Source organism: Olsenella sp. An290, from assembly GCF_002159535.1.
In the GTDB taxonomy this organism is placed as follows: domain Bacteria; phylum Actinomycetota; class Coriobacteriia; order Coriobacteriales; family Atopobiaceae; genus Thermophilibacter.
Genome location: NZ_NFIU01000003.1, coordinates 76631 through 103548 on the forward strand (window position 1 = coordinate 76631; position 26918 = coordinate 103548).

Consider the following 26918-nt stretch of genomic DNA (forward strand, 5'->3'; position numbering starts at 1 on the left):
ACATCCGACCTGCTCAGGGCCTACGATTTGGTAGCCAGGCGAGAAGGACGGAAAGGGGCTCCCATGGGCGATAGATCACGGGCGGTGGTACGGACGGTGCTGTGGGTGGCATGGGGGCTTGCGCTCCTGCTGCTGCCGGCGCTGCTCCAGTCGTATCAGCACAACGTGCAGCTGCCTTCCGGCCGGGATGTTCCTGCGATGCCGCTGGGCTACTTCCTCTGGACGTCGGCCATCCCGCTCTCCGCCGTGACGGCGGCGCTGGCATGGGCGTTCCGCGGCCGCCTTGAGCGGCGAAGGCGTCTCCTGGCAGGCGCCGGGCTTGTGGTCCTTCTCGCGTACCTGGCCGTTGCGGCGGCGTACTACCTGTGGTTCCCCTGGAAGATGGGCGGTCTCGTGCGCGTTCTCGGCTGGACCGAGCGCATTCTGCGCTGGGGGTCGTGGGCCCTCTGGGGCACGGCGCTTCCCGTGTGGGCGCTTCGCGCTGCGACGTCCTCTACGGCCTCAGCTTCTCCGCTCGACGGGCTTGGCGGGGCAGAGGCCCTCAGCGAGCGCGAGCGTGCGATTGCGGAGGCGCTCGCCACGGGAAGCACCGTCGCGCAGGTGGCCGCCGCGCTGGGGCTGAGCGCGTCCACCGTCATGACGTATCGGTCGCGCGCGTGCGAGAAGCTCGGCGTGGCCTCGCTCGATGAGCTGCGCCCGGTCGTGCGGGGCGCAGGGGCCGTGCCGGCGGCCTTTGACGTGACCTCGCCCGGTGCGGCCGCGCTCATGGCGATGGCGCTCTGCGTCGGCCTCTCCCTGCGTTTGCTCGCTCGCGTGACAATGACGAGCGGCAGCTCGTGGGACCAGGCGCTCGGGCTCATCCTCGTTCCTGCCCTCCTGGCCGTGCCCTGGGCCGCGCTCCTTGTCTACGCGCGCCTGCGCGGGATGCGGGTGCGCCTGCGCTGGACCACCTCCCGGCTTTGCCTCGTGCTGCTCGCGCTTGCCCTCTTTGGGCTGCTTGCCGGAGGCGGATGGTACGGGCTCGAGGTTCAGGTGCCCGGCGGGTCTATCAGCCTCAATGCGCTTGGCGTCCTCGGCAACGCCTGTGCGGTGGCGGCGCTCGCGCCCTACCTCCTCTGGCCGCGCGAGCGCGTGACCACGTCACTCGACGAGGAACGCTGCGCGCTCTATCTTCGCGGTCGCGGGGCGGGGGAGCTCCAGGCCCACGTGCTCACGGAGATCGCACTCGGTCGAACCGCGCCAGAGATCTGCGAGTCGCTGCACGTGGCGCGCGGCACCGTGAACGCGTATCGCGCACAGGGCTACGAGCTTCTGGGGGTGCATACGAGCCGCGAGCTCACCGACCTTCTTGCCCGGGACGTGGGGCGCGTGCCGTCCGCCGGCAAAACGCAACCGTCCGCGGATGACTCTGTCACGACTGAGTAAGGCGCTGCCTGGAGGGAACAAGAGCAGTAACAAAGAACATTGTCGCTACCCACAAAGCGACCGGCAGAGGAGGCGGAGTCCAATGAACAGTGAAGAGCACGAGCAGTTTGGGCTCGCCAACCGTGGGACCGAGGTCCTTTAACATCTGGGGTGAGCGCACTCGCCAACGTTTTCCGATATGTGCATCGGATGGGACTGTTGAAGGAAACACCAGGCGCGGGCCCAAACATTGAATCGCCTCGTCCACCCTACGACGCAAAGACAGGTGATTCCACCCTAATAGCTAAGAGGCGGGGCGGCGCAACGGGGCGCCGCCCCTTTTCTCGCGCTTAAATCCGTGTGGCGAATTTACTCACTTCCCAAAAACCGTCCTGCGGATTTACGTTTTGAAAGCAGATTACGTGCGTTAATCAGGGTACGAGACCGTGGCCCGCGACCCAAAGTGTGGGTTCGGCCCAAGAGCGCGCCATCGAAAAGGGGCCCGACGCCAAAGCGCCGAGCCCCGAAAGCGTGCCGAGAAAAACAGACTTCTCGCTAGTCCTTCTTGATCCAGGAGAACATGGAGCGGATCTTCTCGCCGGTCTTCTCGATGGGGTGGGAGTTGATCTCCTCGCGCTTCTCGAGCAGCCACTTGTGGCCGTTGTTGCAGTCGTCGACGAACTCCTGCGCGAAGGAGCCGTCCTGGATGCGGGCCAGGATCTTCTTCATGGCCTCGCGGGACTCGGCGTTGATGACCTGCGGACCGGCGTAGTACTCGCCGTACTCGGCGGTGTTGGAGATCGAGTAGTTCATGAAGTGGATGCCGGACTCGTACATGAGGTCGACGATCATCTTCATCTCGTGATAGACCTCGAAGTAGGCCAGCTCCTCGGGGTAGCCCGCCTCGGTGAGGGTCTCGAAGCCGGCCTTCACGAGCTCGACGAGGCCGCCGCAGAGCACGGCCTGCTCGCCGAAGAGGTCCTCCTCGGTCTCCTCCTTGAAGGTGGCCTTGATGATGCCGGAGCGGGCGCCGCCGACGCCCCAGCAGTAGGAGAGCACGACGTCCCAGGCGTCGCCGGTGGCGTCCTGGTAGACGCAGGCGAGGTCGGGCACGCCGGAGCCCTCGGTGTACTGGCGGCGCACGATGTGGCCCGGGCCCTTGGGGGCGCACATGATGACGTTCACGTCCTCGGGGGCCTTGATGTAGCCGTAGTGGATGTTGAAGCCGTGGGCGAAGGCGAGGGTGTCGCCGGGCTTGAGGTGGTCCTTGATGTGCTCCTCGTAGACCTTGGGCTGGATCTCGTCGGGGACGAGGATCATGATGACGTCGGCCTCCTCCGCCGCGTCGTCCATGCTCATGACCTTGAGGCCGGCCTCCTGGGCCTTCTGGGCGGACGCGGAGCCCTCGCGCAGGCCAACGCGGACGTCAACGCCGGAGTCCAGAAGGTTCAGCGCGTGGGCGTGGCCCTGCGAGCCGTAGCCGATGATGGCGACCTTCTTGCCCTGGATGACGCTCGGGTCCACGTCCTTCTCGTAGTAGATGTCGACGGCCATGTTCTTCTCCTTTGCTTGTGGGGCCGTATGTGCCGATTAACCGCCGAGAAGATCGGCGGGTGGTGCCGCTTTGGTGCAGGCTACTGAGCGCCGCGCGACATGGCGATCTTGCCGGTGCGCGTGAGCTGCTTGATGCCGTAGCCGCGGAAGAGGTCCTCCATCGCGTCGAGCTTGCTCGCAGTGCCGGTGGCCTCGATGGTGAGCGAGTTCTTGCCCACGTCGACGACCTTGGCGCGGAAGACGTTGGCGATCTCGATGATCTCGTGCCGACGCTCGGGGGAGGACTGGACCTTGAAGAGCACGAGCTCGCGCTCCACGGCGTCCTCGTAGGTGAGGTCGGAGATCTTGTAGACCGAGACGAGCTTGTGGAGCTGCTTGGTGATCTGCTCGAAGCCCACCCCGTCGGCCTCGACGATGATCGTCATGCGCGAGAGGTTCTCGTCCTCGGTGGGGGCCACGGTGAGCGACTCGATGTTGAAGCCGCGGCGGCTGATGAGTCCCGTCACGCGGCTGAGCACGCCGGGCTTGTTCTCAACGAGCACGGAGAGCAGGTAGTTCATCACTCATCAACTCCTTCGTGGGAGGGCTTCACGCGCGGCCGGCCCGCCTCGCCGAAGCCCTTCTCGGTGACGCGGACGCCGCCGAGGGTCACGTCGAGCGCGCCGATGATGTCGTCGATGGGCGCGCCGGGGGCGACCATCGGGTAGACGGTCTGCTCGGCGGGGATCATGACGTCGAGGAGGTAGGGGCCGTCGGCCGCGAGCATCTCGTCGAGCGCGGCGTCGATCTCCTCGGGGCGGGTGATGCGCGCCGCGCGCCAGCCGTAGGCATCGGCGAGCTTCACGAAGTCGGGGTTGTCGGCGAGCTCGGTGAACGAGTAGCGGTCGTGGTAGAAGAGGTGCTGCCACTGGTGGACCATGCCGAGCGCACGGTTGTCGATGATGAGGACCTTGACGTTGACGCCGTTGATCTGCGCCGTGGCCATCTCCTGCGAGTTCATCTGGAAGGAGCCGTCACCGGCGATGCAGACGACCTCGTCGTCGGGGCAGCCGATCTTGGCGCCGATGGCGGCCGGGAAGCCAAAGCCCATCGTGCCAAGTCCGCCGGAGGAGATGAAGGTGCGCGCGTGCTCACGGTGGATGTTCTGGTGCGCCCACATCTGGTGCTGACCGACCTCGGTCGTGACGATCGAGGCATGCGGGTCGAGCTTCTCGGACAGGCGCGAGAGCACGACCTCCGGCGCGATCTTGTCGGGGTAGTCCGAGAAGTCCGAGGTGTAGAAGGGCCAGCGCTCGCGCCAGCTGAAGACCTCGTCGCGCCAGGCCTCGGCCACGGGGCGCGCGTCCATCCTCTCGAGGCGCTCGTTGAGGGCGGCGAGCACGACCTTGGCGTCGCCGACGATGGGCACGTCCGGGTTCACGATCTTGCCGATCTCGGCCGGGTCGATGTCGATGTGGACGATCTTGGCGTGCGGGGCGAACTCGGACACCTTGCCGGTCACGCGGTCAGAGAAGCGCGCGCCCACGGCGACGATGAGGTCGCACTCGGTGACGGCCATGTTGGCGTACTTGGAGCCGTGCATGCCCACGGGGCCGAGGTTGAGCGGGTTCGTGCAGGGGAGGGCGGCCTTTCCCATGAGGGTGGTGACCACGGGGATCTGCATGCGCTCGGCGAGCTCCACGAGCTCGGGGCAGGAGTGGCTCGCCACGACGCCGCCACCGGCCATGATGAGCGGGCGCCTTGCCTCGGCGATGAGCGCGGCGGCCTGCTTGACCTGCTTGGCGTTGCCCTTGTAGGTGGGGCGGTAGCTCGCGATGCTCACGGTGTCCGGGTAGTGGAAGACCATCTCCGAGCCGGAGAGGTCGCTCGGGATGTCGATGAGCACGGGGCCGGGACGGCCGGTCGAGGCGATGTAGAAGGCCTTGCGGAAGGTGCGGGTGAGCTCGTCGGTGGACTGCAGGAGGAAGCTGTGCTTGACGATGGGCATGGTGATGCCCACGATGTCGGACTCCTGGAAGGCGTCCGTGCCGATGACGCCGCGCGTGACCTGGCCCGTGATGACGACCATGGGCACGGAGTCCATGTAGGCCGTGGCGATGCCGGTGACCGTGTTGGTGGCGCCGGGGCCGCTCGTCACCAGGACCACGCCCACCTTGCCCGTGGCGCGCGCGTAGCCGTCTGCCATGTGCGTGGCGCCCTGCTCGTGGCGGGCAAGGACGTGATGGATCTTCTTGGAGTCGTAGAGGGCGTCGTAGATCTTGATGGCCTGGCCGCCGGGGTAGCCGAAGATGGTGTCGACGCCCTCGGCCTCGAGGCTGGCGATGATGGCCTGCGCCCCGGTCATGGTCTTGCCCTCGTGCTCCGTGTGGCTGCCGGGCCCGAGCGGCCGCCCCTCGATGGCGCGCTGCCGCCGAGCGATCTTCTCCTCGGTGGTGATCATGAGAGGTACGCCCCCTTGTCTGCACTCGTGACCAGCTTCGCGTAGCGGGAGAGGACTCCCGTGGTGTACTTGGGCGCGGGCGGCTGCCAGGCGGCGCGCCGTGCGGCGAGGACGTCCTCGGGGACGTCGAGCTCGAGCAAGCCCGCCTGGATGTCGATGGAGATGGTGTCGCCCTCCTCGACGAGCGCGATCGGGCCCCCGGCCGCGGCCTCGGGGGAGACGTGTCCGATGCAGGGGCCCTTGGAGGCGCCCGAGAAGCGCCCGTCGGTGATGAGGGCCACGGAGCTCGCGAGGCCCATGCCGCAGATGGCGGAGGTGGGGGTGAGCATCTCGCGCATGCCGGGGCCGCCCGCCGGGCCCTCGTAGCGGATCACCACCACGTCGCCCGCCTTTATCGCCCCGCCGAAGATGGCCTTGCAGGCCTCCTCCTCGGAGTCGAAGACGCGCGCGGGGCCGGAGTGCTGCCACATCTCGGGCGCGACGGCGCTCTTCTTGACCACGCCGCAGTCCGGCGCGAGGTTGCCGCGCACGACCTTGAGGCCGCCGTCGGGGGAGTAGGCGTTGTCCACGGACCGCACGACCTCGCCGTCCACGGGCGGGCAGGACTCCACCCACTCGGCCATGGTGCCGTGGCAGGTGAGCGCGGAGAGGTCGAGGTGCCCGGTGCGGCCGAGCTCGCCGATGATGGCGGAGACGCCGCCCACGTCGTTCAGGTCCTGGATGTGGAGCGGGCCCGCCGGGGCGATCCGCACGATGTTGGGCGTCTCGGCGGAGGCGCGGTCCCAGTCCTCCATCGTGACGGGGCAGCCGGCGGCCTGCGCGATGGCCGTGAGGTGGAGCATCGTGTTGGTGGACCCGCCAAAGGCCATGTCGAGCACCATGCCGTTGTGGATGGCGGCCGGGCTGATGATCTGGCGGGCCGTGAGGTTCTTCTCGACCAGCTCCATGACCTTCATGCCGGCGCGCTTGGCGAGCCGGATGCGCTCGGAGTAGACGGCCGGCACGGTGCCGTTGCCGGGAAGCGCGATGCCCAAGGCCTCGGCGAGGCAGCAGATGGAGTTTGCGGTGAACATGCCGGAGCAGGAGCCGCAGGTGGGGCAGGCCGTGCCCTCGAGCCAGCGGCACTCCTCCTCGGTCATGGTGCCGGCGGTGACCTGCCCCACGGCGTCGAAGAGGGAGTTGAGGTCGGTCTGCTCGCCGTTGCGCCCGCGGCCGGCGAGCATGGGGCCGCCAGAGACGAGGACGGTGGGGATGTCAAGGCGCGCCGCGGCGATGAGCATGCCGGGCACGATCTTGTCGCAGCTGGGGATGAGGACCATCGCGTCGAACTGGTGGCCCTGGACGGCGCACTCCACGCTGTCGGCGATGACCTCGCGGCTGGTGAGGCTGTAGCGCATCCCGGCGTGGTTCATGGCGATGCCGTCGCACACGCCGATGGTGTTGACCTGCAGCGGGGTGCCGCCCGCCATGCGGACGCCGGCCTTGACGGCCTCGGCGATCTTGTCCAGGTGGATGTGGCCGGGGATGACCTCGTTCTGGGCGGATACCACGGCCACGAGCGGCCGGTCGAGCTCCTCGTCGGTGAGGCCGTCGGCCGCCAGGAGGCTGCGGTGCGGCGCGCGGGCCAGCCCCTTCTTGATGGCGTCGCTTCTCAGTTGCACGGTGCCCTCGCTTTCTCTTGTCGGTGTGAGAAATGCGAGGCGCAGAACCTCGAAGCCGTCACGGTGGCCGCCGGCGCGCGGTACTTCTCGGCGCGTGTGCGGGGTTGGCCCGCCGTGCGGCGCGGAGGTTCTCGCGAGCTGCTCGAGGGAGTCTTCGGGGCCGTCCGGCGCGGGTTCTCACGCTGCCCGCTCGCTGTGGGACGGATGGGCCCCTACTGGCCCTGTCATCGCATTTGCTCAGTGGCGGCTACTCTACGCGGCTCGTGTTTCCGGCGGGTAATCGCCCGCGAACGGTCGTGTTTCCCGTGCGAGCGGCAGGGCAGAGGGGCGGGCGGCGGACAGGTGGCGTTCAGGGACGACGCCGGCGCGCCGCCCCCTCTGTCCTACAGTGAGGTCTGGACGAGGGAGGGGGAGAAGCCCGCGCGCTCGAGGGCGTCGATGATCTGGGCGCGGTGGGCCTCGCCGTAGGCCTCGATTGTGACGCGCAGCTCCACGGCGGCGTTGCGGTTGGTGCTCACGAACTGGTTGTGCTCGAGCTTGATGACGTTGCCGTTCTGGCTCGCGATGGCGCCGGCGACGCGCAGCAGCATGCCGGGGCGGTCCGGCAGCAGGACGCTCACGGTGAAGATGCGCCCGCGCTGGATGAGGCCGTGCTGGACGACGGAGCTCATCGTGATGACGTCCATGTTGCCGCCGGAGAGGATCGAGACGACGCGCTTGTTCTCCGCGGGCAGGTGCCTCAGGGCGGCCACGGTGAGCAGGCCGGAGTTCTCCACGACCATCTTGTGGTTCTCGACCATGTCGAGGAAGGCCACGATGAGCTCCTCGTCGGGCACCGTGATGACGTCGTCGAGGTTGTCGCGCAGGTAGGGGAAGACGAGGTCGCCGCACTCGAGCACCGCGGTGCCGTCGGCGATGGTGCTCGCGGAGGGGAGCTTCACGGGCGCGCCCGCCTCAAGCGCCGCCGTGAGGCAGGCCGCGCCCTCGGGCTCCACGCCGACCACGTGGATCTTGGGGTTGTAGAGCTTGGCGAAGGTCGCCACGCCGCAGGCCAGGCCGCCGCCGCCCACCGGGACGAGAATCGTGTCCACGAGCGGCAGCTCGCGCACCACCTCCATGGCAATGGTGCCCTGCCCGGTGGCGACCGTGGGGTCGTTGAAGGGGTGGATGAAGGTGAGGCCGTCGCGCTCCGCGAGCTCGAGGGCGTGCTCGCACGCCTCGTCGTAGACGTCGCCAAAGAGCACGACCTCGGCCCCGTAGCCCTTGGTGCGCTCCACCTTGATGAGGGGCGTCGTGGTGGGCATGACCACCACCGAGCGGGCGCCCGCGCGCGTGGCGGCAAAGGCCACGCCCTGCGCGTGGTTTCCGGCGCTCGCGGTGATGATGCCGCGGCCGAGCTCCTCGGGGGAGAGGGTCGAGATCTTGTAGTAGGCACCGCGGACCTTGTAGGCGCCCGTGCGCTGCATGTTCTCGGGCTTGAGCCACACGCGGTTGCCGCACTGCTGCGAGAAGTACGGGCTCTCCACGAGCTTGGTCTCAAGCGTGACCTCGCGGACCTTCTCCGAGGCCTCCTCGAACGCCTCGAGCGTGAGCATGTCGGCCATGACGGGCTCCTTTGCCAGTTGGTGACGGCGCGCCGGTCGGCGCGCGGGCGCGGTTGCAGTCTGCCTATAGTAGTCCTGCCGGGGCACGCCTGTCCCGGCGCGACGCAAGGGGGCATCAAATGGAAACCATCGGGTGTGACGCCGCGGGCGAGATGAGCCCCGCCACGGGCGAGAAGATCGACGCGACGCCGCTCTTCCAGATTCACGACGCGAGCGTGGTGCGCGGCGGCAAGACCATCCTGCACGTGGCCGACTTCACGCTCTCCGAGGGCGAGCACGTGGCCCTTCTCGGCCCCAACGGCGCGGGAAAGTCCACGTTCATCCAGCTCCTGACCCGCGAGGTCTTCCCGCTCTGGCGGGAGGACCCCCCGGTGCGCTTCCGCGGCGCCGCGCGCCCGAGGCTCGCCGACATCAAGCGCGCCCTCGGCATCGTGAGCTCCACGATGCACGACCAGGTGCGCGTTCACCTGCCGGTCATCGACATCGTGGTGGGCGGCCTGTTCGGCACGCTCGGCGTTCCCCTGCGCGGCGAGGTCGGAGAGCGCGACCGCGCGCTCGCGCTCTCCGCGCTTGACCGCCTGGGGATCGCCGGGCTTGCCGGACGCGACGTGATGACGCTCTCCACGGGGCAGGTGCGCCGCGTGCTCGTGGCGCGCGAGCTCGTGCGCGACCCGCAGGTCCTGATCTTTGACGAGCCCTGCACCGGCCTTGACCCCGAGGGCATGTACCACGTGCGCAAGACCATGGGGACGCTTGCCGCCGAGGGTCGGTCGGTCGTGCTCGTGACCCACTACCCAGAGGACATCGTTCCCGCCATCGAGCGCGTGATGCTCATCCGCGACGCCGAGGTGTTTGCCGACGGCCCCAAGCGCGAGGTCCTGACGAGCGGGGTCATGAGCGACCTCTTTGGCGTGCCGCTCGTGGTGGGGGAGGACGAGGGCTGGTACTCCCTGCGTGGCGCCTACGGCGCGTGAGGGTGCGGCCCCGGCGACGGTTCTTCCGGATTGTCGCTTGACAGCCGCGCGCGGCCCTGCCACAATAGCCAACGCGCAATGCGCCTGGGGACGTAGCTCAGCTGGGAGAGCGCTGCCTTCGCAAGGCAGAGGCCGGGGGTTCGAATCCCCTCGTCTCCACCATGACGGTTCGGGCCCGGATGCCAGATGGCGTCCGGGCCCTTTTGCGTGGCGCCCCGCGCACGGGAGGTTCTTCTCGCGAGGTTTTCTCGCTGGGCCCTCGGTGATTAACGCACAGAATCTGTTTTCACTTCCTATATCCGCAGGACGCTTTTTCGGAAAAGTCGGATTTTGTGCGCTAATCCGGGATGCAGGTTGAGGCGGGGTTGCGTCGGGCGCCGAACCGAGGCGGGCCGCGGCGCCGAGGCAAGAAGACGCCCCCTGCGGCTCGATAATGAACCCACCTCTCAGAAGGTGGGTGTCCCCATCGCGCGTTCCGGCTTCCCCATCATCGGAGGATCCCCGTACTGAACACGAGATATCGGACTCCCTAGAAACGCTTGTCGGTTCACCCAGTTTGGCCGCAGGGGGACGACACCACCTACTATACGGATGCCGGGCGGAGAAACCAGTCTTGACTTGCCGTGCGGAGCGCGCAAGAGTAGTAAGAGTGAGCGCCCGCCGCGACCTGGCGCCCGCGCACCCTGCGTCCCGCGCAGTCCGCGCGGCGGGACTGCACGCCTTTTTCATCCCCCCGCCTCCCCGCACCGAGTGCCCCGTGCTTTCGGCTATTATGTCGTGAGCCCGTGAGGCGCCGACGGAGGGAGAAGTGCGTGCAGAACCTGGTGCCCTATGCGTGCCTGTTCATAACCGCCCTGCTCGTCTGCGTTCTCTCCACGCCCCTCGCGCGCAAGATCGCCCTCTGGTGCGACGCGGTCGACTACCCGAGCGCGCGCCGCATCAACCGCACGCCCGTCCCGCGCATGGGCGGCATCGCCATCTTCCTGGGGATCGTTGCCGCCTTCGTGGTCCAGTACCTCGGCACGACCTTTGCGGGCTGGCCCGTGGTGCTCGTGCCCTCTCCCAAGCTCGAGGTCAACTACTGGACGCTCGTGCTCGCGTTCCTCGTGGTGTTCTTCACCGGCCTCCTCGACGACCGCTACTCCCTGAGCCCGCGCGCCAAGCTGTTCGGGCAGGCGCTCGGCGCCGTCGTCGCCGTGGCCGGCGGCCTTGTGATCGGCGACATATCCAACCCCTTCCAGGCGGGGGAGTTCCTGCAGCTGGGGTGGCTCGCGTATCCCGTGACGGTGGTCTACCTCGTCGCCTACACCAACATCATCAACCTCATCGACGGCCTCGACGGCCTTGCCGCCGGCATCTCCGCCATCGCGAGCCTCACGATGTTCGTCCTGTCGGTGTGGGCGGGCCGCCTCGACGCCGCCGCCCTCGCCATCGCCGTGTCGGGCGCCTCCATCGGGTTTCTCAACTACAACTTCCACCCCGCCTCCGTCTTCATGGGGGACTCGGGCGCGCTCACCCTGGGCTTTGCGCTCGGCGTCGTCTCGCTGCTCTCGGTGACGCGCGTGGCGGGCCTCACCACGATCATCGTGCCGCTCGTCATCGCCGCGGTCCCCATCATCGACACCTTCTCGGCGATCGTGCGGCGCATGCGCGGTCACGTGAGCATCGGCCACGCCGACCGCGGCCACATCCACCACCGGCTCATCGACGAGGGCTACGACCAGCGTCAGGCCGTCCTGCTCATGTACGGCTGGACCGCCCTGCTCTGCCTGGGCTCGCTCGTCATGACGCAGGTGGAGACCATGCCGCGCATCGTCATCTTCCTGACGCTGCTGCTGGTCTCGCTGGCGGTGGTGCGCCACCTCCACCTCTTCCGGCCCGTGCTGCTGCACCGCCTGGACCCCGCGACCGGCTCCGACGAGTTTCTCACGCCGTCCGACGACGGCTTCGAGCAGGCGGCCGAGGAGCTTCGGCGCTCCCGTCACCACCGCGGGGCGCGCTCGTGACGGCCGAGAAGGACCTCTCGTCGGCGGCCTATGAGCGCTGCGAGCTCTGCCCGCGCCGCTGCGGCGCCGCACGGGCCGCGGGACGGGCCGGGGCGTGCGGGATGACCTCGGAGCTCACGGTCGCGCGCGCGGCCCTGCACTTCTGGGAGGAGCCGCCCGTCTCGGGCGAGTCCGGATCCGGCGCGATCTTCTTCTCGGGCTGCCCCCTGCGCTGCGTCTTCTGCCAGAACCACGAGATCTCGAGCGGGGGGTTCGGCCTTCCCGTGAGCACCTCGCGCCTTGCCGAGATGATGCTCGAGCTCGAGGGGCAGGGCGCGCTCAACGTGAACCTCGTCACGCCGCTGCACTTTGCCCCGCAGGTGCGCGAGGCGGTCCAGCTCGCCCGGCGGGCGGGCCTGGCGCTTCCCGTTGTGTGCAACACGTCCGGATACGAGCTCGCCGAGGTGGTGCGCGCGCTCGCGGGCACCGTTGACGTGTGGCTGACCGACTTCAAGTACGCGGACGCGGCGCTTGCGGGCGCCCTCTCGGGCGCGCCCGACTATCCCGACGTCGCCACCTCGGCGCTGCGCGCCATGCTCGAGTCCGTCCGCGAGGCGGGCGGGCGCGAGCTCGGGCCGGACGGGTCGCTCCGGCGGGGCATCATCGTGCGGCACCTCGTGCTTCCGGGGCACGCGGACGACTCGTGCGCGGTGCTCGACCGCGTGTGGGGGCTCGCCGGCAACGAGGTCGACCTCTCCGTCATGAACCAGTACACGCCCAACGAGCGCTGCCGCCGCGCGGGCGGCGACCTTGCCCGCGCCGTCACGGACGAGGAGTACGAGATCGTGCTCTGCCACGCCGACGACCTGGGCTTCGAGCGCATCTGGTGGCAGGAGGGCGGCACGGTCTCGGAGAGCTTCGTGCCCGCCTTCGACGCGACGGGCGTGCGCGGGCCCGAGCTTTCCGAGGTGCCTCACGCCCCCGTGCGTCGCCGCCAAGGGGTATAACTGTAGGCACGCAACCACGACCACGGAGGACCCATGGCGGACGAGACTGGCCTCACGGACGAGGAGCGCGCGGAGCTCGAGCAGCTGCGCGCGGAGAAGGCCGCGCGCGAGCGCGCCCAGCGCGACGCCGCGGAGCGCGCGGAGCTCGAGCGGCTGCGGCGTCAGCGGGAGGAGGGCGAGGCCGAGCGCGCCCGCCTCGAGCGCGATGCCTCCGCCCGCGAGCGCGGCCGCAGGCTCATGGAGCCCGACGACGACCTCCGCATGCCCCTCGGCCAGAAGGTGGTCATCCTGGCGGTTGTCCTTGTCGCCCTCGTGTGGCTCGCCGTGACCGTTCTGGGCTAAGGAGGTCCCGATGTCCCTCACCGACCACACCAAGCCGACCGACGTCTGCCTGAACACGGACCTCTACGAGCTCACGATGGCCCAGGGCTTCTGGGAGGCGGGGCTCGCCGACGCCGAGGCCTGCTTCAACGCCTTCTTCCGCGACTGCCCCTTCGGGGGCGGCTACGCCGTGTGCTGCGGCACCGGCCAGCTCGCCGAGCTCGTGGAGAACTTCGTCTTCGAGGACGACGACATCGAGTACCTCGCCAGCCTTGCGGCCCCGGGCGGCGGCCCGATGTTCAAGCCGGGCTTTCTCGAGTACCTGCGCGACCACCGGCTCGACCTCACCATCGACGCCGTGCCCGAGGGGCAGGTCGTCTTTGGCCGCGAGCCCCTCGTCCGCGTGATGGGCCCGGTCATCGACTGCCAGCTCATCGAGACGGCGCTGCTCAACCTCGTGAACTTCCAGACGCTCGTGGCCACCAAGACGGCGCGCGTGGTGCGCGCGGCCGAGGGCCACCCCGTCTCCGACTTCGGCCTGCGCCGGGCCCAGGGCCCCGACGGCGGCCTCGCGGTGGCGCGCGCCTCCTACATCGCCGGCGCGTCGTCCACCTCCAACGTGCTCGCCGGCAAGATCTACGGCATCCCCGTCTTTGGCACGCACGCCCACTCCTGGGTCATGGCGTTCCCGAGCGAGCTCGAGGCCTTCCGCGCCTTTGCCAAGTCGAGCCCCAAGAACTGCGTGCTGCTGCTGGACACCTACGACGTTCACCAGGGCATCGCAAACGCCATCACGGTGGCCAAGGAGATGGAGGCGGCGGGCGAGCGGCTCTCCGCCGTGCGGCTGGACTCCGGCGACCTCGCGCGCCTCTCCAAGGAGGCCCGCGCGGCCTTTGACGAGGCGGGCCTGCCCTACGTCAAGATCTCCGTCTCCAACGACCTTGACGAGTACACCATCCAGTCCCTCTTCGCGCAGGGCGCGCCCATCGACTCCTTTGGCGTGGGGACCAAGCTCGCCACCTGCGACCCGCAGCCCTCGCTCGGAGGCGTCTACAAGCTCTCCGCCATCCGGCGCCGCCCGACCGACCCCTGGACGCCCGTCATCAAGCTCTCCGAGCAGTCCTACAAGCGCACCGTGCCCGGCATCCAGCACGTCGTGCGCTACCTCGACCAGGCGGGCCGCCCCGTGGCCGACATGATCGTCGTGGACGGCGCGGCGCGCCCGGGCTCCCCGCGCGAGATGGTGGACATCCTCGACCCCTACACCGCCTACCAGCTCTCCGGCGACCCCGTCGAGCTCCTGGTCCCCGTCGTGGCGCACGGGCGCCGCGTGGCCGAGCCGGAGGGGATCGAGGTCGCGCGCGAGCGCTGCCAGGAGGCCCTCATGCGCCTGGACCCCGCCGTCGCGCGCTTCCTGAACCCCCAGACCTACCCGGTGGGGCTGGAGCCCGGCCTTGCGGACCTGCGCAGCCGCCTTGCCCGCGAGGAGCGCGGCGAGTAGCGCGCCCGTGGCGCGCCGCCGCGCGCGGCGACTCTGATATAGTCGACAGGCCACGAAGACGAACGTTCCGGACGCCCCGCGCCCGCGAGAGGGGAGTGACCCATGCCCGAGAAGATCGAGGAGCTCGTCAGAGCCGCCATCGCTGCCGCGCAGGAGGCGGGCGACCTTCCTGGCTTCGAGGTCGCCGAGCTCGGCTTCGAGCGTCCGGCCGACTCGGCCAACGGAGACTGGAGCTCGACGGTCGCGCTGCGCTCGGCGAAGCTCGCGCGTCGCGCGCCGCGCCAGGTGGCCGAGGCCATCGTGGCGCACCTCGCGGAGGACCCCACGGTCGAGCGCGTCGAGGTGGCGGGCCCCGGCTTCATCAACTTCTACCTTGCCACGGCCTCTGCCAACGAGGTCATCCGCACCGTGCGCGAGCAGGGCGCTGACTTCGCGCGCTCGACGCTTGGCGCCGGGCAGAAGGTCCAGGTCGAGTTTGTCTCCGCCAACCCCGTGGGCCCGCTTCACATCGGCCACGGCCGCTGGGCGGCCCTGGGCGACTCGCTCTGCCGCGTGATGGAGCACGCCGGCTATGACGTCGAGCGCGAGTACTACATCAACGACCACGGCTCCCAGATGGACGTCTTCGGCCGCTCCGTCTCCAAGCGCTACGAGCAGCTGCTCGAGGTGATGGGGGAGCGCGGGTGCGATCTGGACGCGGCCCGCGGGGTCCTTCTCGCCGACCGCGAGGCCTTCGTCGCGGACGAGAACGACGAGCGCCCGCAGACCCACCCGCTCACGGACGCCTTCAACGAGGCGCTGGGCGGCAACGCCTACGGCGGCGACTACATCGTCGACATCGCGTGCCGCTTCGCGCGCGAGGACGGCGAGAAGTGGGCGGACGCCTCCGAGGACGAGCGCGTGGCGGAGTTCCGCGAGCGCGGGTACCTGTGGATGCTCGACTCCATCCGCACGACCTGCCACGAGGCGCGCTGCGACTTCGACGTGTGGTTCTCCGAGCGCAGCCTCTACGTCAAGGACGAGACCGGCACCTCCGCCGTGGACCGCGCCCTGGCCGCGCTCGACGGGCTGGGCCACCTCTACCACGACGAGGCGGGCGCGCTGTGGTTCCGCTCCACGACCTTCGGCGACGACAAGGACCGCGTGCTCATCAAGACCAACGGCGAGTACACCTACTTCGCCTCCGACGTGGCCTACCACTGGGACAAGTTCCAGCGCGTGGACCACGTGATCGACATCTGGGGCGCCGACCACCACGGCTACATCCAGCGCGTGCAGTCCGCCTGCGAGGCGCTCGGCTATCCCACGCAGTTCGAGGTGCTCCTGGGCCAGCTCGTGAACCTGCTGCGCGACGGGCAGCCGGTGCGCATGTCCAAGCGCAAGGGCACGATGGTCACCTTTGACGAGCTTCTCGAGGAGGTGGGCGCCGACGCCACGCGCTACACCCTCATCTCCAAGAGCTCCAACCAGATGATCGACTTCGACATCGAGCGCGTGAAGCGCCAGGACAACACCAACCCGGTCTACTACGTGCAGTACGCGCACGCCCGCATCTGCTCGATCCTGCGCCGCGGCGCGGGCGTCACCCTGGAGGAGGCGCGCGAGCTGGGCATGGACGAGGTCGCCGCGCGCGCGGTGGGGGAGGGCTACGACCTCTCGCTGCTCACGGACCCCGCCGAGGCCGCGCTCGCCCGCAAGCTCTCGGAGCTCCCGGGCCTCGTGGAGTCCTGCGCGCGCGACCGGGCGCCCTTCCGCCTCACGCACTACGCCGAGGAGCTCGCCGGCGAGTTCCACTCGTTCTACACGGTCTGCCAGGTTCTTCCCGGCACGGGAAGGCCGCTCGACGAGGGCCTCTCGCACGCGCGCCTCGCCGCCTGCGACGCCTGCCGTCGCGTGCTCGCGCTCACGCTCGGGCTGATCGGCGTCTCCGCGCCGCAGAGCATGTAGCTCGGCCCTGTTCCTGCGCTGCTGTCCCGCGCCCGTCGCCCGTGCCCCGCGGACGGCGGGCGCGCCTGTGCGGTGCCGTCCTGCGCGCCGCGTGCTCGCTGCCCGCGCGCCTGCGGCGGGCCAACATAATAATTCCAATACATTAATTGTGGTTGAGGACGACGGGGTTGGGTATACTCCCGACGTATAACGATTGCATGCCGTGGCCTGCGCCGCTGTGGCGGGCCATCACCATGAGGAGACAGGGGCTTCAGTTGGATCTGCGGGAATTTATGTCGGTTCGTCGGGCGTACAACATCGTCAGGCAGCGCGTCGGCTCCGACGAGCGCCTCACTTTCGAGGAGTACGCGATCCTCTGCCGCCTGGAGTTCTCCAACGAGCCCATGAAGACCTCTGACATCGCCGAGTATCAGGGCGCGCTGCGGCCCACCATGACGCATCGCACCAACCACCTTGCGAGCCTCGGGCTCATCGAGCGCGCGGAGGGGGCCTCCGACCGCAGGAACGTGGTCTGCTCCATCACGCCGGCCGGCTCCGAGCGCCTGAGGGAGCTCTCCGCGCTCACGCGCGCGCAGATTCCCGCCGGTCGCTCGCTCTCCCGCACCTCGCCCGATCGCATCTCCAAGTACGTCGACGCCATGGGCTCGCTCTTCTGCAAGGCGGGTGACCTCGTGCTGCTCGGGCTCTACGCCGCCGACGGCGAGCCGCTCACCATCATGCAGGTCGTCGACGCCCTCGGGCTCCTCCAGCCCACGGTCTCCATGTCCGTCTCCGCGCTCGTCGAGCGCGGCCAGGCGGTCCGTGACCGCGGGGCGGCCGGCGCCCACACCACGAGCGTCGCCCTTACCCCCGAGGGCCGCCGCGCCGCCGAGGACATCGTCGGGCGCATCGAGGGGCTCGTGGTCAGGCGCAAGCTCCGCGGCTCGCGCAAGGCCCTCTCGGCCGCGGAGGCGGACGCCCCCGTTGCGTAGGACGCCTTGGGCCCGCGCTCGTTCCGGATACGTGCTATAGTCGTGCCGGTTCCGTTCCGGCCGCGGCGGACGCGCTCGTCGCGTCGGGGCATCGTCGCCCCTGCCCACGCCCTCGTGCGCCCGGAGACCAAATCCCACGTTAGGCCCGCCCCGGCAGCTGGGCTGCCCCCTGCCGCGCATGGGCCGCACTGCTCAGAGAGGTTGACACATGTCGGACGCCGATAACCCCGTGTCCACGCCCGAGACGGGTGCCCAGGCCCCCGAGTCCGAGGCTCCCGCCAAGCCCCGCCGCCGGCGGCGCACCAAGGCCGAGATGGAGGCCGCCCGCGCCGCGGAGGCCGCCGCCAGCGCCGCGGCCGAGGAGGCGGGGGAGCTCGCACCCAAGCGCCGTCGCGGCCGCCCCCGCAAGTCCGAGGCCGCGCCCGACGCCGCCGTCCCGGCCGAGGCTACGGCCGCACCGACCGAGGTCGCGCCCGCTCCCTCCGCCGAGCCCGCGGCGGCCCCTTCCGCCGAGCCCGTGCCCAAGCGTCGCCGGGGCCGCCCCCGCAAGTCCGAGCTCGCCGCCCGTGAGGTCGACCCGATGACGGCCCTCACCCAGCAGGCGACCTCCGCGAGCGCCGAGCCCACGCCGATGCCCGCCCAGACGCTCGCCGCCGCGGACCGTCCTGCGCCCGACGCCGCGCCGGCCGAGAAGGACGCGCCCCGCGCCGAGAAGGCCGGCGACGCGCACCCGGGCCGCAAGCACCGTCGCCCCGGCGACCACGCGGGCGCGCAGCCCGGCACCACGGCGCGCCGCCAGAACGGCCAGGGCCGCCGCCGCAACCGCCGGCAGCAGGAGGTCGCCGAGCCCTCGCTCACCCGCGAGGAGCTCTCCCAGATGAAGGTCGCCGAGCTCCGCTCCAAGGCGGCCGAGCTCGAGATCGACTACGTCGGCGTTCGCAAGCCCGAGCTCGTCGAGGCGGTCTTCGAGGCCGCGGCGCGCGCGGAGGGCTTCCGTCCCGTCGAGGGCGTCCTCGAGATCGGCAACGAGGGCTATGGCTGGGTCCGCACCGGCAACTACATGGAGGGCGACTCCGACGCCTTTGTTCACCAGCAGCTCATTCGCTCGCTCGGCCTGCGCCCCGGCGACCGCGTCGCCGGCACGGTGGGCCCCGGGCGCTCCAACAGCAAGTACCCCCCGCTCCAGGTGGTGACGAGCGTCAACGGGGGCGCCCCCGAGAACCTCAAGGCGCGTCCGCGCTTCCGCGACCTCACCCCCGTCTACCCCAACGAGCGCCTGGTCATGGAGCACGGCAAGGACTCCATCACCGGCCGCGCCATCGACCTGGTGTCGCCCATCGGCAAGGGCCAGCGCGGCCTCATCGTGTCCCCGCCCAAGGCCGGCAAGACCACGGTCCTCAAGAAGATCTGCCAGTCCATCGCCGCAAACAACCCCGAGGTGCACCTCTTCTGCCTGCTCGTGGACGAGCGCCCCGAGGAGGTCACGGACATGGAGCGCTCCATCAGGGGCGAGGTCGTGGCCTCCACCTTTGACATGCCCGCCGAGAATCACACCCGCGTGTCCGAGCTCGTGATCGAGCGCGCCAAGCGCCTTGTTGAGCTGGGCGAGGACGTCGTCGTGGTTCTCGACTCGATCACGCGCCTTGCACGCGCCTACAACCTCGCGCAGCCGGCGAGCGGGCGCATCCTCTCCGGTGGCGTCGACTCCGCCGCGCTCTACCCGCCCAAGAAGTTCCTCGGCGCCGCGCGCAACATCGAGAACGGCGGTTCGCTCACGATCATCGCCTCCGCGCTCGTGGACACCGGCTCCAAGATGGACGAGGTCATCTTCGAGGAGTTCAAGGGCACCGGCAACATGGAGCTCAAGCTCGACCGCGACCTCGCCGACAAGCGCATCTTCCCGGCAATCGACCCGGTGGCGTCCGGCACGCGCAACGAGGACCTGCTCATCTCGCCGGAGTACCAGCCGCTCGTCTGGGGCATCCGCCGCATCCTCGCCAACATGAACAACGTGGAGCGCGCCGCCAACGCCCTCGTGCGCGGCCTCAAGGAGACGGACTCCAACAGCGACTTCCTCGTGAAGAGCGCCCGAAAGGCGCAGCAGACCGGTTTCGTGGGCTAGGGTCGCTCCGTCCCTGTCCCCAACAGATCCTTCCGCCTTCTGGACCCCCGGGTGCCCCACGTGCCCGGGGGTCTGAAAAAATCGCTTGAGACCCGGGCTTCTCCCTTGCAAAGCGGTCGGGCGACTCGGTATAGTCGATGCCATAGCATGCAATGTCATGAGTGTCGTCACGGTCACACGAAGATGAAACGAAGCCCAAGCCGCTGACACCTCGCCCCAGGCCATGGGGCCCAAGCTAGGTTTGAAGTTCGTCTCGTCTTCCGTCTCTGGGAGGAGCGGGAGCGCATGGAGAAGAGAAGGAACCCGGTCGTCGTTGCCGGGCTGACGGGCGCGGCGCTCGCCGCCGTGCCCCGGCCCGCACGCGCGCTGTCCCTTGAGGACCTCGCCGGGCTTGTCGACCCCGTCTCCGCGCCCGGCATAGCGCTCGCGGCCGCCCTCGCGGGAGGAGCCCTTGTGATTGGCGGCGTCGCGTGCACCGTCGTCTCCCGGCGATTCGCGCGGGCCGAGGGTGCCCCGGAGGCCAAGGACCTTTCCGGCGAGCTCGAGCTCCCGCGCTTCGAGCACCCGATCGACGATACGCTGGGCGGCCGTCGGCACGCCTACGTCCCGCGCCACATGCGCGTCCTCACCCCCGAGGAGCTCGAGGCGCGCGGGGAGGAGCGCGAGGAGCCCCCTGCCGCGCATGTCGCGCGCACCTACGAGGACATCGCGTCCAACTACGCGAGCAAGGTCAGCTTCCGCGAGCGCATGACGCGCCGCGCCCAGGGCGTGGCCGCCACGCTGAGGGAGCGCATGGGCGCCGGCATGATGGACGGCGTCCCCGTGATCTCGCGCGCGGACGGCACGGTGGGCGACGTCGGCACCAGCTGGTGGACGGCCGCCGTCGGGGCCGAGGCGATCTCTCCCACGAGCGGCTTTGCGCCCGAGGAGGAGTCCGACCTCGCCATCCCGTCCGACTTCACCCTCACGGGCCGCGAGCTCCTCGTGAGCGCGGCCGAGCGGCGCCGCGACGCCATCTCCGGGCGCGTCGCCTTTGTGGACGAGGGCGTCTACCCCGAGCGGCGCACGGTCGACGACCTTGCCGCCGAGGACGAGTGGGCGAGCGCGCTCAAGTCCATGGAGGAGAACCTCTTCACGATTCTCCCGCAGCGCGACCCCGTGGAGTTCTCCGACATCGCCGGCGGCATCGACACCCTCGACGAGCCGGACGGCCTCGAGCCGGACACGAACTTCATCCCGTTCAGGACGCCCGCCGGCCACCCCGAGGTCGTGGACGTGGCCTCCTACGTGGACTATCTCGTCGAGGACGAGTGCTCAAAGAACCCCTGCCCGGCCATACGCCGCGGAGGTCGGCGCTCGCTTCAGGTCCTTGACGGCGGCACCTCGGCGAGCACGGCGCTCTACGTGGGCAAGCACTTTGCCCCGAGCGGGGACGCCCGCGCACGGGCCGTCATCTAGATGGCCCCATCCCCCTCACGCGACTCGGTGCGGCGGTCCTTTCGGTGGGCCGCCGCGCTCGTCGTGTGGATTGCCTTCGTCTGGGGCCACTCGCTTATCCAGGCCCCGCAGTCGTCCGCGGAGAGCGGGCTTGTGGTGAGCCTTCTGGCCCCTGCCTTCCGGGCCGTGGGAGTCACTGACGCAGACGCGATGTCGTTTCTCGTGCGCAAGTGCGCGCACTTCTCGGAGTACGCGGTCCTTGGTGTCCTGGCCCGTGGGTTCTTCTCGGCGCGCACGGCGGAGACGGGCCGGCCCGCGCTGCCCTCGGGCCTTGCCGTCGCTCTCGTGCCGGTGGTCGACGAGTGCCTCCAGCTCTTCGTCCCGGGACGCTCGGGTCAGCCGTCCGACGTTCTCATCGACCTCGCGGGGCTCCTGACGGGCGTCCTCGTCTCCCACGCGGCGGCGCGCCTCCTGCGCGCGCGGCGCGCGTCATGACGCCTCGGGCCGGCTGACATCGTCACGTCTTCGTTAACAAATCCTCCACATCGCCAAGGGTGCGGCGAGACGAGCGTAGGGTGGACTCACGCTTTTTCGCTTCACAGGGAGCGACGGGAGGAGTCAATCATGTGTGAAAACGTTTCCAGGCGCCAGTTCCTGCAGGCCTCCGCTCTTGCGATGGCCGGGCTTGGCCTTGCGGGCTGCGGCAACGGCGGCACCGAGGGCGGCGACGCCACCGAGATCAAGGTGGGCATCCTCGGCCCGCACACCGGCGACAACTCGTCGTACGGCCTCGCCTGCAAGAACGGCGCGCAGCTCTACTTTGACCAGCTGAACGCCGACGGCGGCATCAACGGCAAGCAGGTCACGACCTTCGTCTACGACGACAAGGGCGACGCCACCGAGGCCGTCAACGCCTACAACAGCCTCGTCCAGAACGACGGCGTGACCGCCATCGTGGGCGCCGTCCTCACCGTCCCCTCGATCGCCGTGGCCAAGGCGTCCGTCGCCGACAACATGCCCTGCGTGACGCCGTCCGCCACCGCGGCCGACGTCGTGACCTTTGGCGACAACACCTTCCGCACCTGCGTGACCGACCCCGTCCAGGGCGTGGTCATGGCCGACTTCGCGGCGGAGCAGGGCTACAAGAACGTCGCCACCCTCTACAAGACCGGAGACGACTACAACGAGGGCGTCAACGCCGCCTTCTGCGAGGAGGCCGAGGCCAAGGGCATCACCATCACCTCCCAGCAGTCCTACTCTGACGGTGACGTGGACTTCAACACCCAGCTCACCGCCATCATCGCCACCAACCCCGACGCCATCCTGCTGCCCAACTACTACCAGGAGGACGGCATGATCGTGACCCAGGCGCGCCAGCAGGGCTACGACAAGGTCTTCCTTGGGGTCGACGGCTGGTCGGGCATCTACGGCGGCCCCGAGAACTACGCCGACGCCGCCGACCTCCACGACTGCTACTACTGCTGCGCCTTCTCCGTCTCCAACGAGACCGAGGTCTCCAAGGCCTTCACCGAGGACTACCAGGAGGCCTACGGCGAGGCGCCGACCAACTTCTGCGCGCTTGGCTACGATGCGGCCATGACCGTGGCCGCGGGCCTCACGGCCGCCGAGGAGGCCGGGCTCGAGGCGGGCTCCGAGGACTACAAGCAGGCCGTGATCGACGGCATCGCCTCGGCCACCGTCGAGGGCGTCACGGGCACCATCTCCTATGACGGCACCGGCGACCCGGTCAAGTCCTCCCTTATCCTCACCTTCGCCGAGGACGGCTCCGAGAAGACCTTCGACATCATCGAGGCCTAGCCGTCGCACAGAGGGCCATCCTCCCGGGGCATCGGGCGCGCGCCCGATGCCCCTTTCCGGTAGGGAGGCGAGAGGAGGTTCTTCTCGCCCTGATTCGCTGAGAGGAAGTGTCACCCGTGGACATGTTCCTGTCGCAGATGCTCAACGGCCTGCAGCTGGGCAGCATCTACGCGCTCGTCGCACTGGGCTACACGATGGTGTACGGCATCATCTTGCTGCTCAACTTTGCGCACGGCGACATCATCATGGTGGGCGCCTACGTCTCGTGGCTCGTCATGGCGCAGCTCGGGCTCAGCCCCGTGGTCGCGGTGCTGCTCTCGGTGGCGGCGTGTACGCTCGTGGGCGTGCTCATTGACAAGGTGGCCTACGCGCCGCTGAGAAACGCGCCCCGCCTGTCGATCCTCATCACGGCCATCGGCGTCTCGTACTTCCTTGAGAACGGCGCGCAGCTCGTCTTTGGCGCCGACGCCAAGCGCGTGCCCGCCTTCACGGACCTTCAGACCATCCAGCTGGGGGGCCTCTCGCTCTCCTTCCCGGCCGTGGCCACGGTCCTTGTGACCATCGTCGCCACGGTGGCGCTCACGCTCCTCGTGCAGAAGAGCAAGCTCGGCAAGGCCATGCGTGCCGTCTCCGAGGACATGGGCGCCGCGCGCCTTATGGGCATCAACGTCAACTCCACGATCTCCTTCACCTTTGCGGTGGGCTCGGCGCTCGCCGGCATCGGTGCCGTGCTCTACGCCATGGCCTACACGCAGGCGTCGCCCACGATGGGCATGATGCTGGGCACCAAGGCCTTCGTCGCCGCGGTCCTGGGCGGCATCGGGTCGATCCCGGGCGCCGTGGTGGGCGGCCTCATCGTCGGCTTTGCCGAGATGGTCGTGACGGCGCTTGGGCTCTCCGTCTGGAAGGACGCTGTGGTCTTCCTGCTGCTCATCATCGTCCTCGTGGTGCGGCCCACCGGCATCTTCGGCCGCACGATGAGCGAGAAGGTCTAGGGGGTGCGAGCATGGAGGAGGAACTCATGACCGAGAAGCGCCCCATCATCTCTGCGGGCGGCCGCGGCCAGGGCGCCCCGGACGCGCGCCGCACGCTGCCCATGCCCGTGCGCTATGCGATCAACGCCGTCCTGGTGCTCGTCATCCTTGTGGTGGGCGAGCTCATGATCGACGGCGGCGCCATCACGCGCTATCAGTCCACGGTGCTCGAGCAGGTGGGCATCTACATCATCCTGGCCGTGTCGCTCAACATTGCGACCGGCTACCTGGGCCAGCTGCCGCTGGGGCACGCGGGCTTCATGTCCGTGGGCGCCTATGGCTGCTCGATCTTTGTCATCCACATGAGCGAGGCACTCGGCGTGGGGGCGCGCGACTTCGTTACGGGCACCCCGGTGACGGCCGCGCTCGTGCTGGGCGGTCTTATCGTGGGAGGCATCTGCGCCGCGGTTGCGGGCCTCATCATCGGCATCCCGGCCCTTCGCCTCAAGGGCGACTACCTTGCCATCATCACGCTCGCCTTCGCCGAGATCATCCGCGTGGTGATGCTCAACATCGACGGCGTCCTCGGCATCGAGCTCACGGGCGGCGCGGCCGGCCTCACGGGCATCCCGAGCTACTCGAGCTTCCTGCTCGTCTTTGGGTGCGTGGCGCTCGTGTGCTTCCTCACGCACACCATGATGAAGTCGCGCCACGGCCGCGCGATCCTGGCCATCCGCGACAACGAGATCGCGGCCGAGGCAACGGGCGTCAACACCACCTACTACAAGACGCTCGCCTTTGTGGTCTCGGCGTTCTTCGCGGGCGTGGCGGGCGGCCTCTACGCGGGCTGCATCGGCGTGCTCCAGCCGGCCTACTTCGGTTTCATGAAGTCGATCGAGATCCTGGTCATGGTGGTTCTGGGCGGCATGGGCTCCATGCTGGGATCTGCGCTCTCCGCCACGGTCCTCACGATCCTGCCCGAGGCGCTGCGCGCGTTCTCCGAGTACCGCATGATCGCCTACGCCGTGGTGCTCATCCTCGTGATGATCTTCCGCCCGCAGGGGCTTCTCGGCTCCTACGACTTCTCGCTCTCCCGCGTGATCGAGCGCGTCATGAACCGCGACTTCCCGTGGACGCGCCGAGCCGCGCGTGCGGACGCCGGAAAGGAGGTGGGCGACGATGGCCGATAGGAAGCGGCACCGCCCCGTTCTCGTCCAGGTTGAGACGCCCAACCTCATCCCCGAGCGCGACCTTGGCACGATCCCCGTGCTGCAGGCCGAGCACCTGGGCATCGACTTTGGCGGCCTCACCGCCGTCGACGACTTCAACATCGCCATGGGGCGCACGGAGATCTCCGGCCTCATCGGTCCCAACGGCGCCGGCAAGACCACGATCTTCAACCTACTCACCAACGTCTACCAGCCCACGCGCGGTACCGTGCTCGTGGACGGCTACGACACGGCCGGCAAGTCCGTGGCCGAGGTCAACCGCATGGGCATCGCGCGCACGTTCCAGAACATCCGCCTCTTCTCCAAGATGACGGTGGAGGAGAACGTGCTCGTGGGCTTTGGCAACACCATGAGGACCCACCTTATCGCCGACATGCTGCGCCTCCCGAGCCACTGGCGCCAGGAGGCCGAGTACCGCGAGCGCGCCCTCGAGCTGCTCGACATCTTTGACATGCGTCGCTACGCGGACACGCTCGCCGGCAACCTGCCCTACGGCGCCCAGAGGCGCCTCGAGATCCTGCGCGCGCTGGCGACCGGCCCCAAGGTGCTGCTGCTCGACGAGCCCGCGGCCGGCATGAACCCCGCCGAGACCGAGGAGCTCATGGAGAACATCCTCAAGATCCGCGACGAGCTCCAGATCGCCATCCTGCTCATCGAGCACGACATGTCGCTCGTCATGGGCGTGTGCGAGGTCGTGGGCGTGCTGGACTACGGCAAGATCATCGCCAAGGGCACGCCCGAGCAGATCCAGAACGACCCGCGCGTCATCGAGGCCTATCTCGGCAAGCAGGAGGTGAGGTAGATGGCGTCTCTGCTTTCCGTACGTGACCTGCACGTCTCCTACGGGGCCATCAAGGCCGTGCGCGGCGTCTCCTTTGACATCAACGAGGGCGAGATCGTGACCCTCATCGGCGCCAACGGCGCCGGCAAGTCCACCACGCTCAACACCGTGGCGGGCCTCATCAGGCCCGACTCCGGCTCCGTCGAGTTTGGCGGCGACTCGCTCGTGGGCGTGCCCGCGCACAAGGTCCTGAAGCGCGGGCTTGCCCTCTGCCCCGAGGGGCGGCGCGTCTTCACGCAGATGAGCGTGGCGGAGAACCTCGAGATGGGCGGCTACACGCGCACCGACGCGGAGAACCGCGAGACCCTCGAGATGATCTTCGAGCACTTCCCGCGCCTGAAGGAGCGCCGCGGGCAGGTGGCGGGCACGCTCTCCGGCGGCGAGCAGCAGATGCTGGCCATGGGGCGCGCCCTCATGAGCCGTCCGCGCCTGCTCATGCTCGACGAGCCGTCGATGGGCCTCGCGCCGATCCTGGTGCAGGAGATCTTTGACATCGTCAAGCAGCTGAACGAGGCCGGGACCACGATTTTGCTCGTGGAGCAGAACGCCAACATGGCGCTTTCCGTGGCCGACCGCGCCTATGTGCTCGAGATCGGCACGATCAAGAAGACCGGCACCGGCGCCGAGCTCCTCGTTGACGATGACGTGCGGAAGGCCTACCTCGGCGGGTAGCGCCCCTGCGCACGTCACCTCGCCGCGGCGGCGGGCCCCTCCTCCCGGGCCCGCCGCCGTTACGTTTGGCGCGGGGTGGGGGCCGGCCTTGCGCGCGGGCGCTCCTGCCGCGCCCGGCCGCCCGGGCCGCGGCGCGCGTTCTTCTCGCCTTGGTCGCTTATGACGGCGCCGCAACGTCTCCTGTTGCGGTGCCGCCGCCGCGGCGTTTCCCGTTGTGGCGCCTCCTGTTGCGGTATTGGGTAGGCATTTTGATATGACGCTGAGTCTTGATAAAAGTCCCTACCCAATTTCGAGCAGATTCCGGCCGCTCGCGACGCTTCTGGTGCGGTTCTGTGTGCCTGGCGGCATTGTAGGGCGGGCAGTCATCAAACCTACCACCCAATATCGTGATCGAGGGCCCCGTTTTGACGATGCTCGCCGCACGGGGGAGTGCAACCACACAAAACCGTCCATGCT

General features: G+C 69.1%; 21 protein-coding genes and 1 tRNA gene. 17 read left to right on the forward strand and 5 right to left on the reverse strand.

Annotation, left to right across the window (positions count from 1 at the left end):
- Positions 1-63: 63 nt before the first annotated feature.
- A complete protein-coding gene (locus B5F84_RS03110; protein ID WP_158094469.1) occupies positions 64-1425 on the forward strand; it encodes a LuxR C-terminal-related transcriptional regulator in 1362 nt (453 codons plus the stop codon).
- A 534-nt stretch (positions 1426-1959) separates the two neighbouring features.
- On the opposite strand, the gene ilvC is transcribed toward B5F84_RS03110, so the two are convergent.
- From ilvC to ilvA, 5 genes are all read right to left on the reverse strand, one after another.
- Positions 1960-2958, reverse strand: coding sequence for a ketol-acid reductoisomerase (ilvC, locus tag B5F84_RS03115; protein WP_087320670.1), 999 nt, complete (start codon positions 2956-2958; stop codon positions 1960-1962).
- Between the two features lie 80 nt (positions 2959-3038).
- Entirely contained in the window at positions 3039-3521 is a 483-nt protein-coding gene (gene ilvN, locus B5F84_RS03120) for an acetolactate synthase small subunit (RefSeq protein WP_343225123.1), read from the reverse strand.
- Positions 3518-5398 carry a biosynthetic-type acetolactate synthase large subunit gene (ilvB, locus tag B5F84_RS03125; protein ID WP_087320675.1) on the reverse strand — a complete coding sequence of 627 codons (1881 nt, stop codon included), beginning with the start codon at positions 5396-5398 and terminating at the stop codon, positions 3518-3520. Before ilvB ends, ilvN begins: the two co-directional genes overlap by 4 nt.
- Entirely contained in the window at positions 5395-7059 is a 1665-nt protein-coding gene (ilvD, locus tag B5F84_RS03130) for a dihydroxy-acid dehydratase (RefSeq protein ID WP_087320679.1), read from the reverse strand. Before ilvD ends, ilvB begins: the two co-directional genes overlap by 4 nt.
- 383 nt (positions 7060-7442) lie before the next feature.
- Positions 7443-8663, reverse strand: a complete 1221-nt coding sequence (gene ilvA / locus B5F84_RS03135; protein ID WP_087320682.1) for a threonine ammonia-lyase — start codon at positions 8661-8663, stop codon at positions 7443-7445.
- A 119-nt stretch (positions 8664-8782) separates the two neighbouring features.
- Between ilvA and B5F84_RS03140 the strand changes: the two genes are divergently transcribed.
- From B5F84_RS03140 to B5F84_RS03215, 16 genes are all read left to right on the forward strand, one after another.
- On the forward strand, positions 8783-9637 hold the full coding sequence (locus B5F84_RS03140) for an ATP-binding cassette domain-containing protein (protein ID WP_239378213.1): 855 nt from the start codon (positions 8783-8785) through the stop codon (positions 9635-9637).
- A gap of 86 nt (positions 9638-9723) precedes the next feature.
- Positions 9724-9799: transfer RNA gene (locus tag B5F84_RS03145), tRNA-Ala, on the forward strand.
- Positions 9800-10449: 650 nt separating this feature from the next.
- Positions 10450-11643 carry an MraY family glycosyltransferase gene (locus B5F84_RS03150; protein ID WP_087320685.1) on the forward strand — a complete coding sequence of 398 codons (1194 nt, stop codon included), beginning with the start codon at positions 10450-10452 and terminating at the stop codon, positions 11641-11643.
- Entirely contained in the window at positions 11640-12629 is a 990-nt protein-coding gene (locus B5F84_RS03155) for a radical SAM protein (RefSeq protein ID WP_087320687.1), read from the forward strand. Before B5F84_RS03150 ends, B5F84_RS03155 begins: the two co-directional genes overlap by 4 nt.
- A 33-nt stretch (positions 12630-12662) precedes the next feature.
- Complete coding sequence (locus B5F84_RS03160; protein WP_087320691.1) at positions 12663-12971, forward strand: hypothetical protein; 309 nt, start codon at positions 12663-12665, stop codon at positions 12969-12971.
- Between the two features lie 10 nt (positions 12972-12981).
- Positions 12982-14451 carry a nicotinate phosphoribosyltransferase gene (locus B5F84_RS03165; protein ID WP_087320693.1) on the forward strand — a complete coding sequence of 490 codons (1470 nt, stop codon included), beginning with the start codon at positions 12982-12984 and terminating at the stop codon, positions 14449-14451.
- 102 nt (positions 14452-14553) lie between these two features.
- Positions 14554-16398, forward strand: coding sequence for an arginine--tRNA ligase (argS, locus tag B5F84_RS03170; protein WP_087320696.1), 1845 nt, complete (start codon positions 14554-14556; stop codon positions 16396-16398).
- 272 nt (positions 16399-16670) lie between these two features.
- Positions 16671-17369, forward strand: coding sequence for a winged helix DNA-binding protein (locus tag B5F84_RS03175; protein WP_239378214.1), 699 nt, complete (start codon positions 16671-16673; stop codon positions 17367-17369).
- A gap of 208 nt (positions 17370-17577) precedes the next feature.
- Entirely contained in the window at positions 17578-19491 is a 1914-nt protein-coding gene (gene rho / locus B5F84_RS03180) for a transcription termination factor Rho (protein ID WP_087320699.1), read from the forward strand.
- A 285-nt stretch (positions 19492-19776) separates the two neighbouring features.
- On the forward strand, positions 19777-20949 hold the full coding sequence (locus B5F84_RS03185; protein ID WP_087320702.1) for a hypothetical protein: 1173 nt from the start codon (positions 19777-19779) through the stop codon (positions 20947-20949).
- A complete protein-coding gene (locus B5F84_RS03190) occupies positions 20950-21423 on the forward strand; it encodes a VanZ family protein (protein WP_087320705.1) in 474 nt (157 codons plus the stop codon).
- A gap of 129 nt (positions 21424-21552) precedes the next feature.
- Positions 21553-22746, forward strand: a complete 1194-nt coding sequence (locus B5F84_RS03195; protein ID WP_087320708.1) for an ABC transporter substrate-binding protein — start codon at positions 21553-21555, stop codon at positions 22744-22746.
- Between the two features lie 122 nt (positions 22747-22868).
- A complete protein-coding gene (locus tag B5F84_RS03200) occupies positions 22869-23741 on the forward strand; it encodes a branched-chain amino acid ABC transporter permease (protein ID WP_087320897.1) in 873 nt (290 codons plus the stop codon).
- 26 nt (positions 23742-23767) lie between these two features.
- A complete protein-coding gene (locus tag B5F84_RS03205) occupies positions 23768-24910 on the forward strand; it encodes a branched-chain amino acid ABC transporter permease (protein ID WP_239378215.1) in 1143 nt (380 codons plus the stop codon).
- A complete protein-coding gene (locus tag B5F84_RS03210; RefSeq protein ID WP_087320713.1) occupies positions 24900-25751 on the forward strand; it encodes an ABC transporter ATP-binding protein in 852 nt (283 codons plus the stop codon). The genes B5F84_RS03205 and B5F84_RS03210 overlap by 11 nt, the downstream gene beginning before the upstream one ends.
- Positions 25752-26462 carry an ABC transporter ATP-binding protein gene (locus tag B5F84_RS03215; RefSeq protein ID WP_087320716.1) on the forward strand — a complete coding sequence of 237 codons (711 nt, stop codon included), beginning with the start codon at positions 25752-25754 and terminating at the stop codon, positions 26460-26462.
- Positions 26463-26918: the final 456 nt, after the last annotated feature.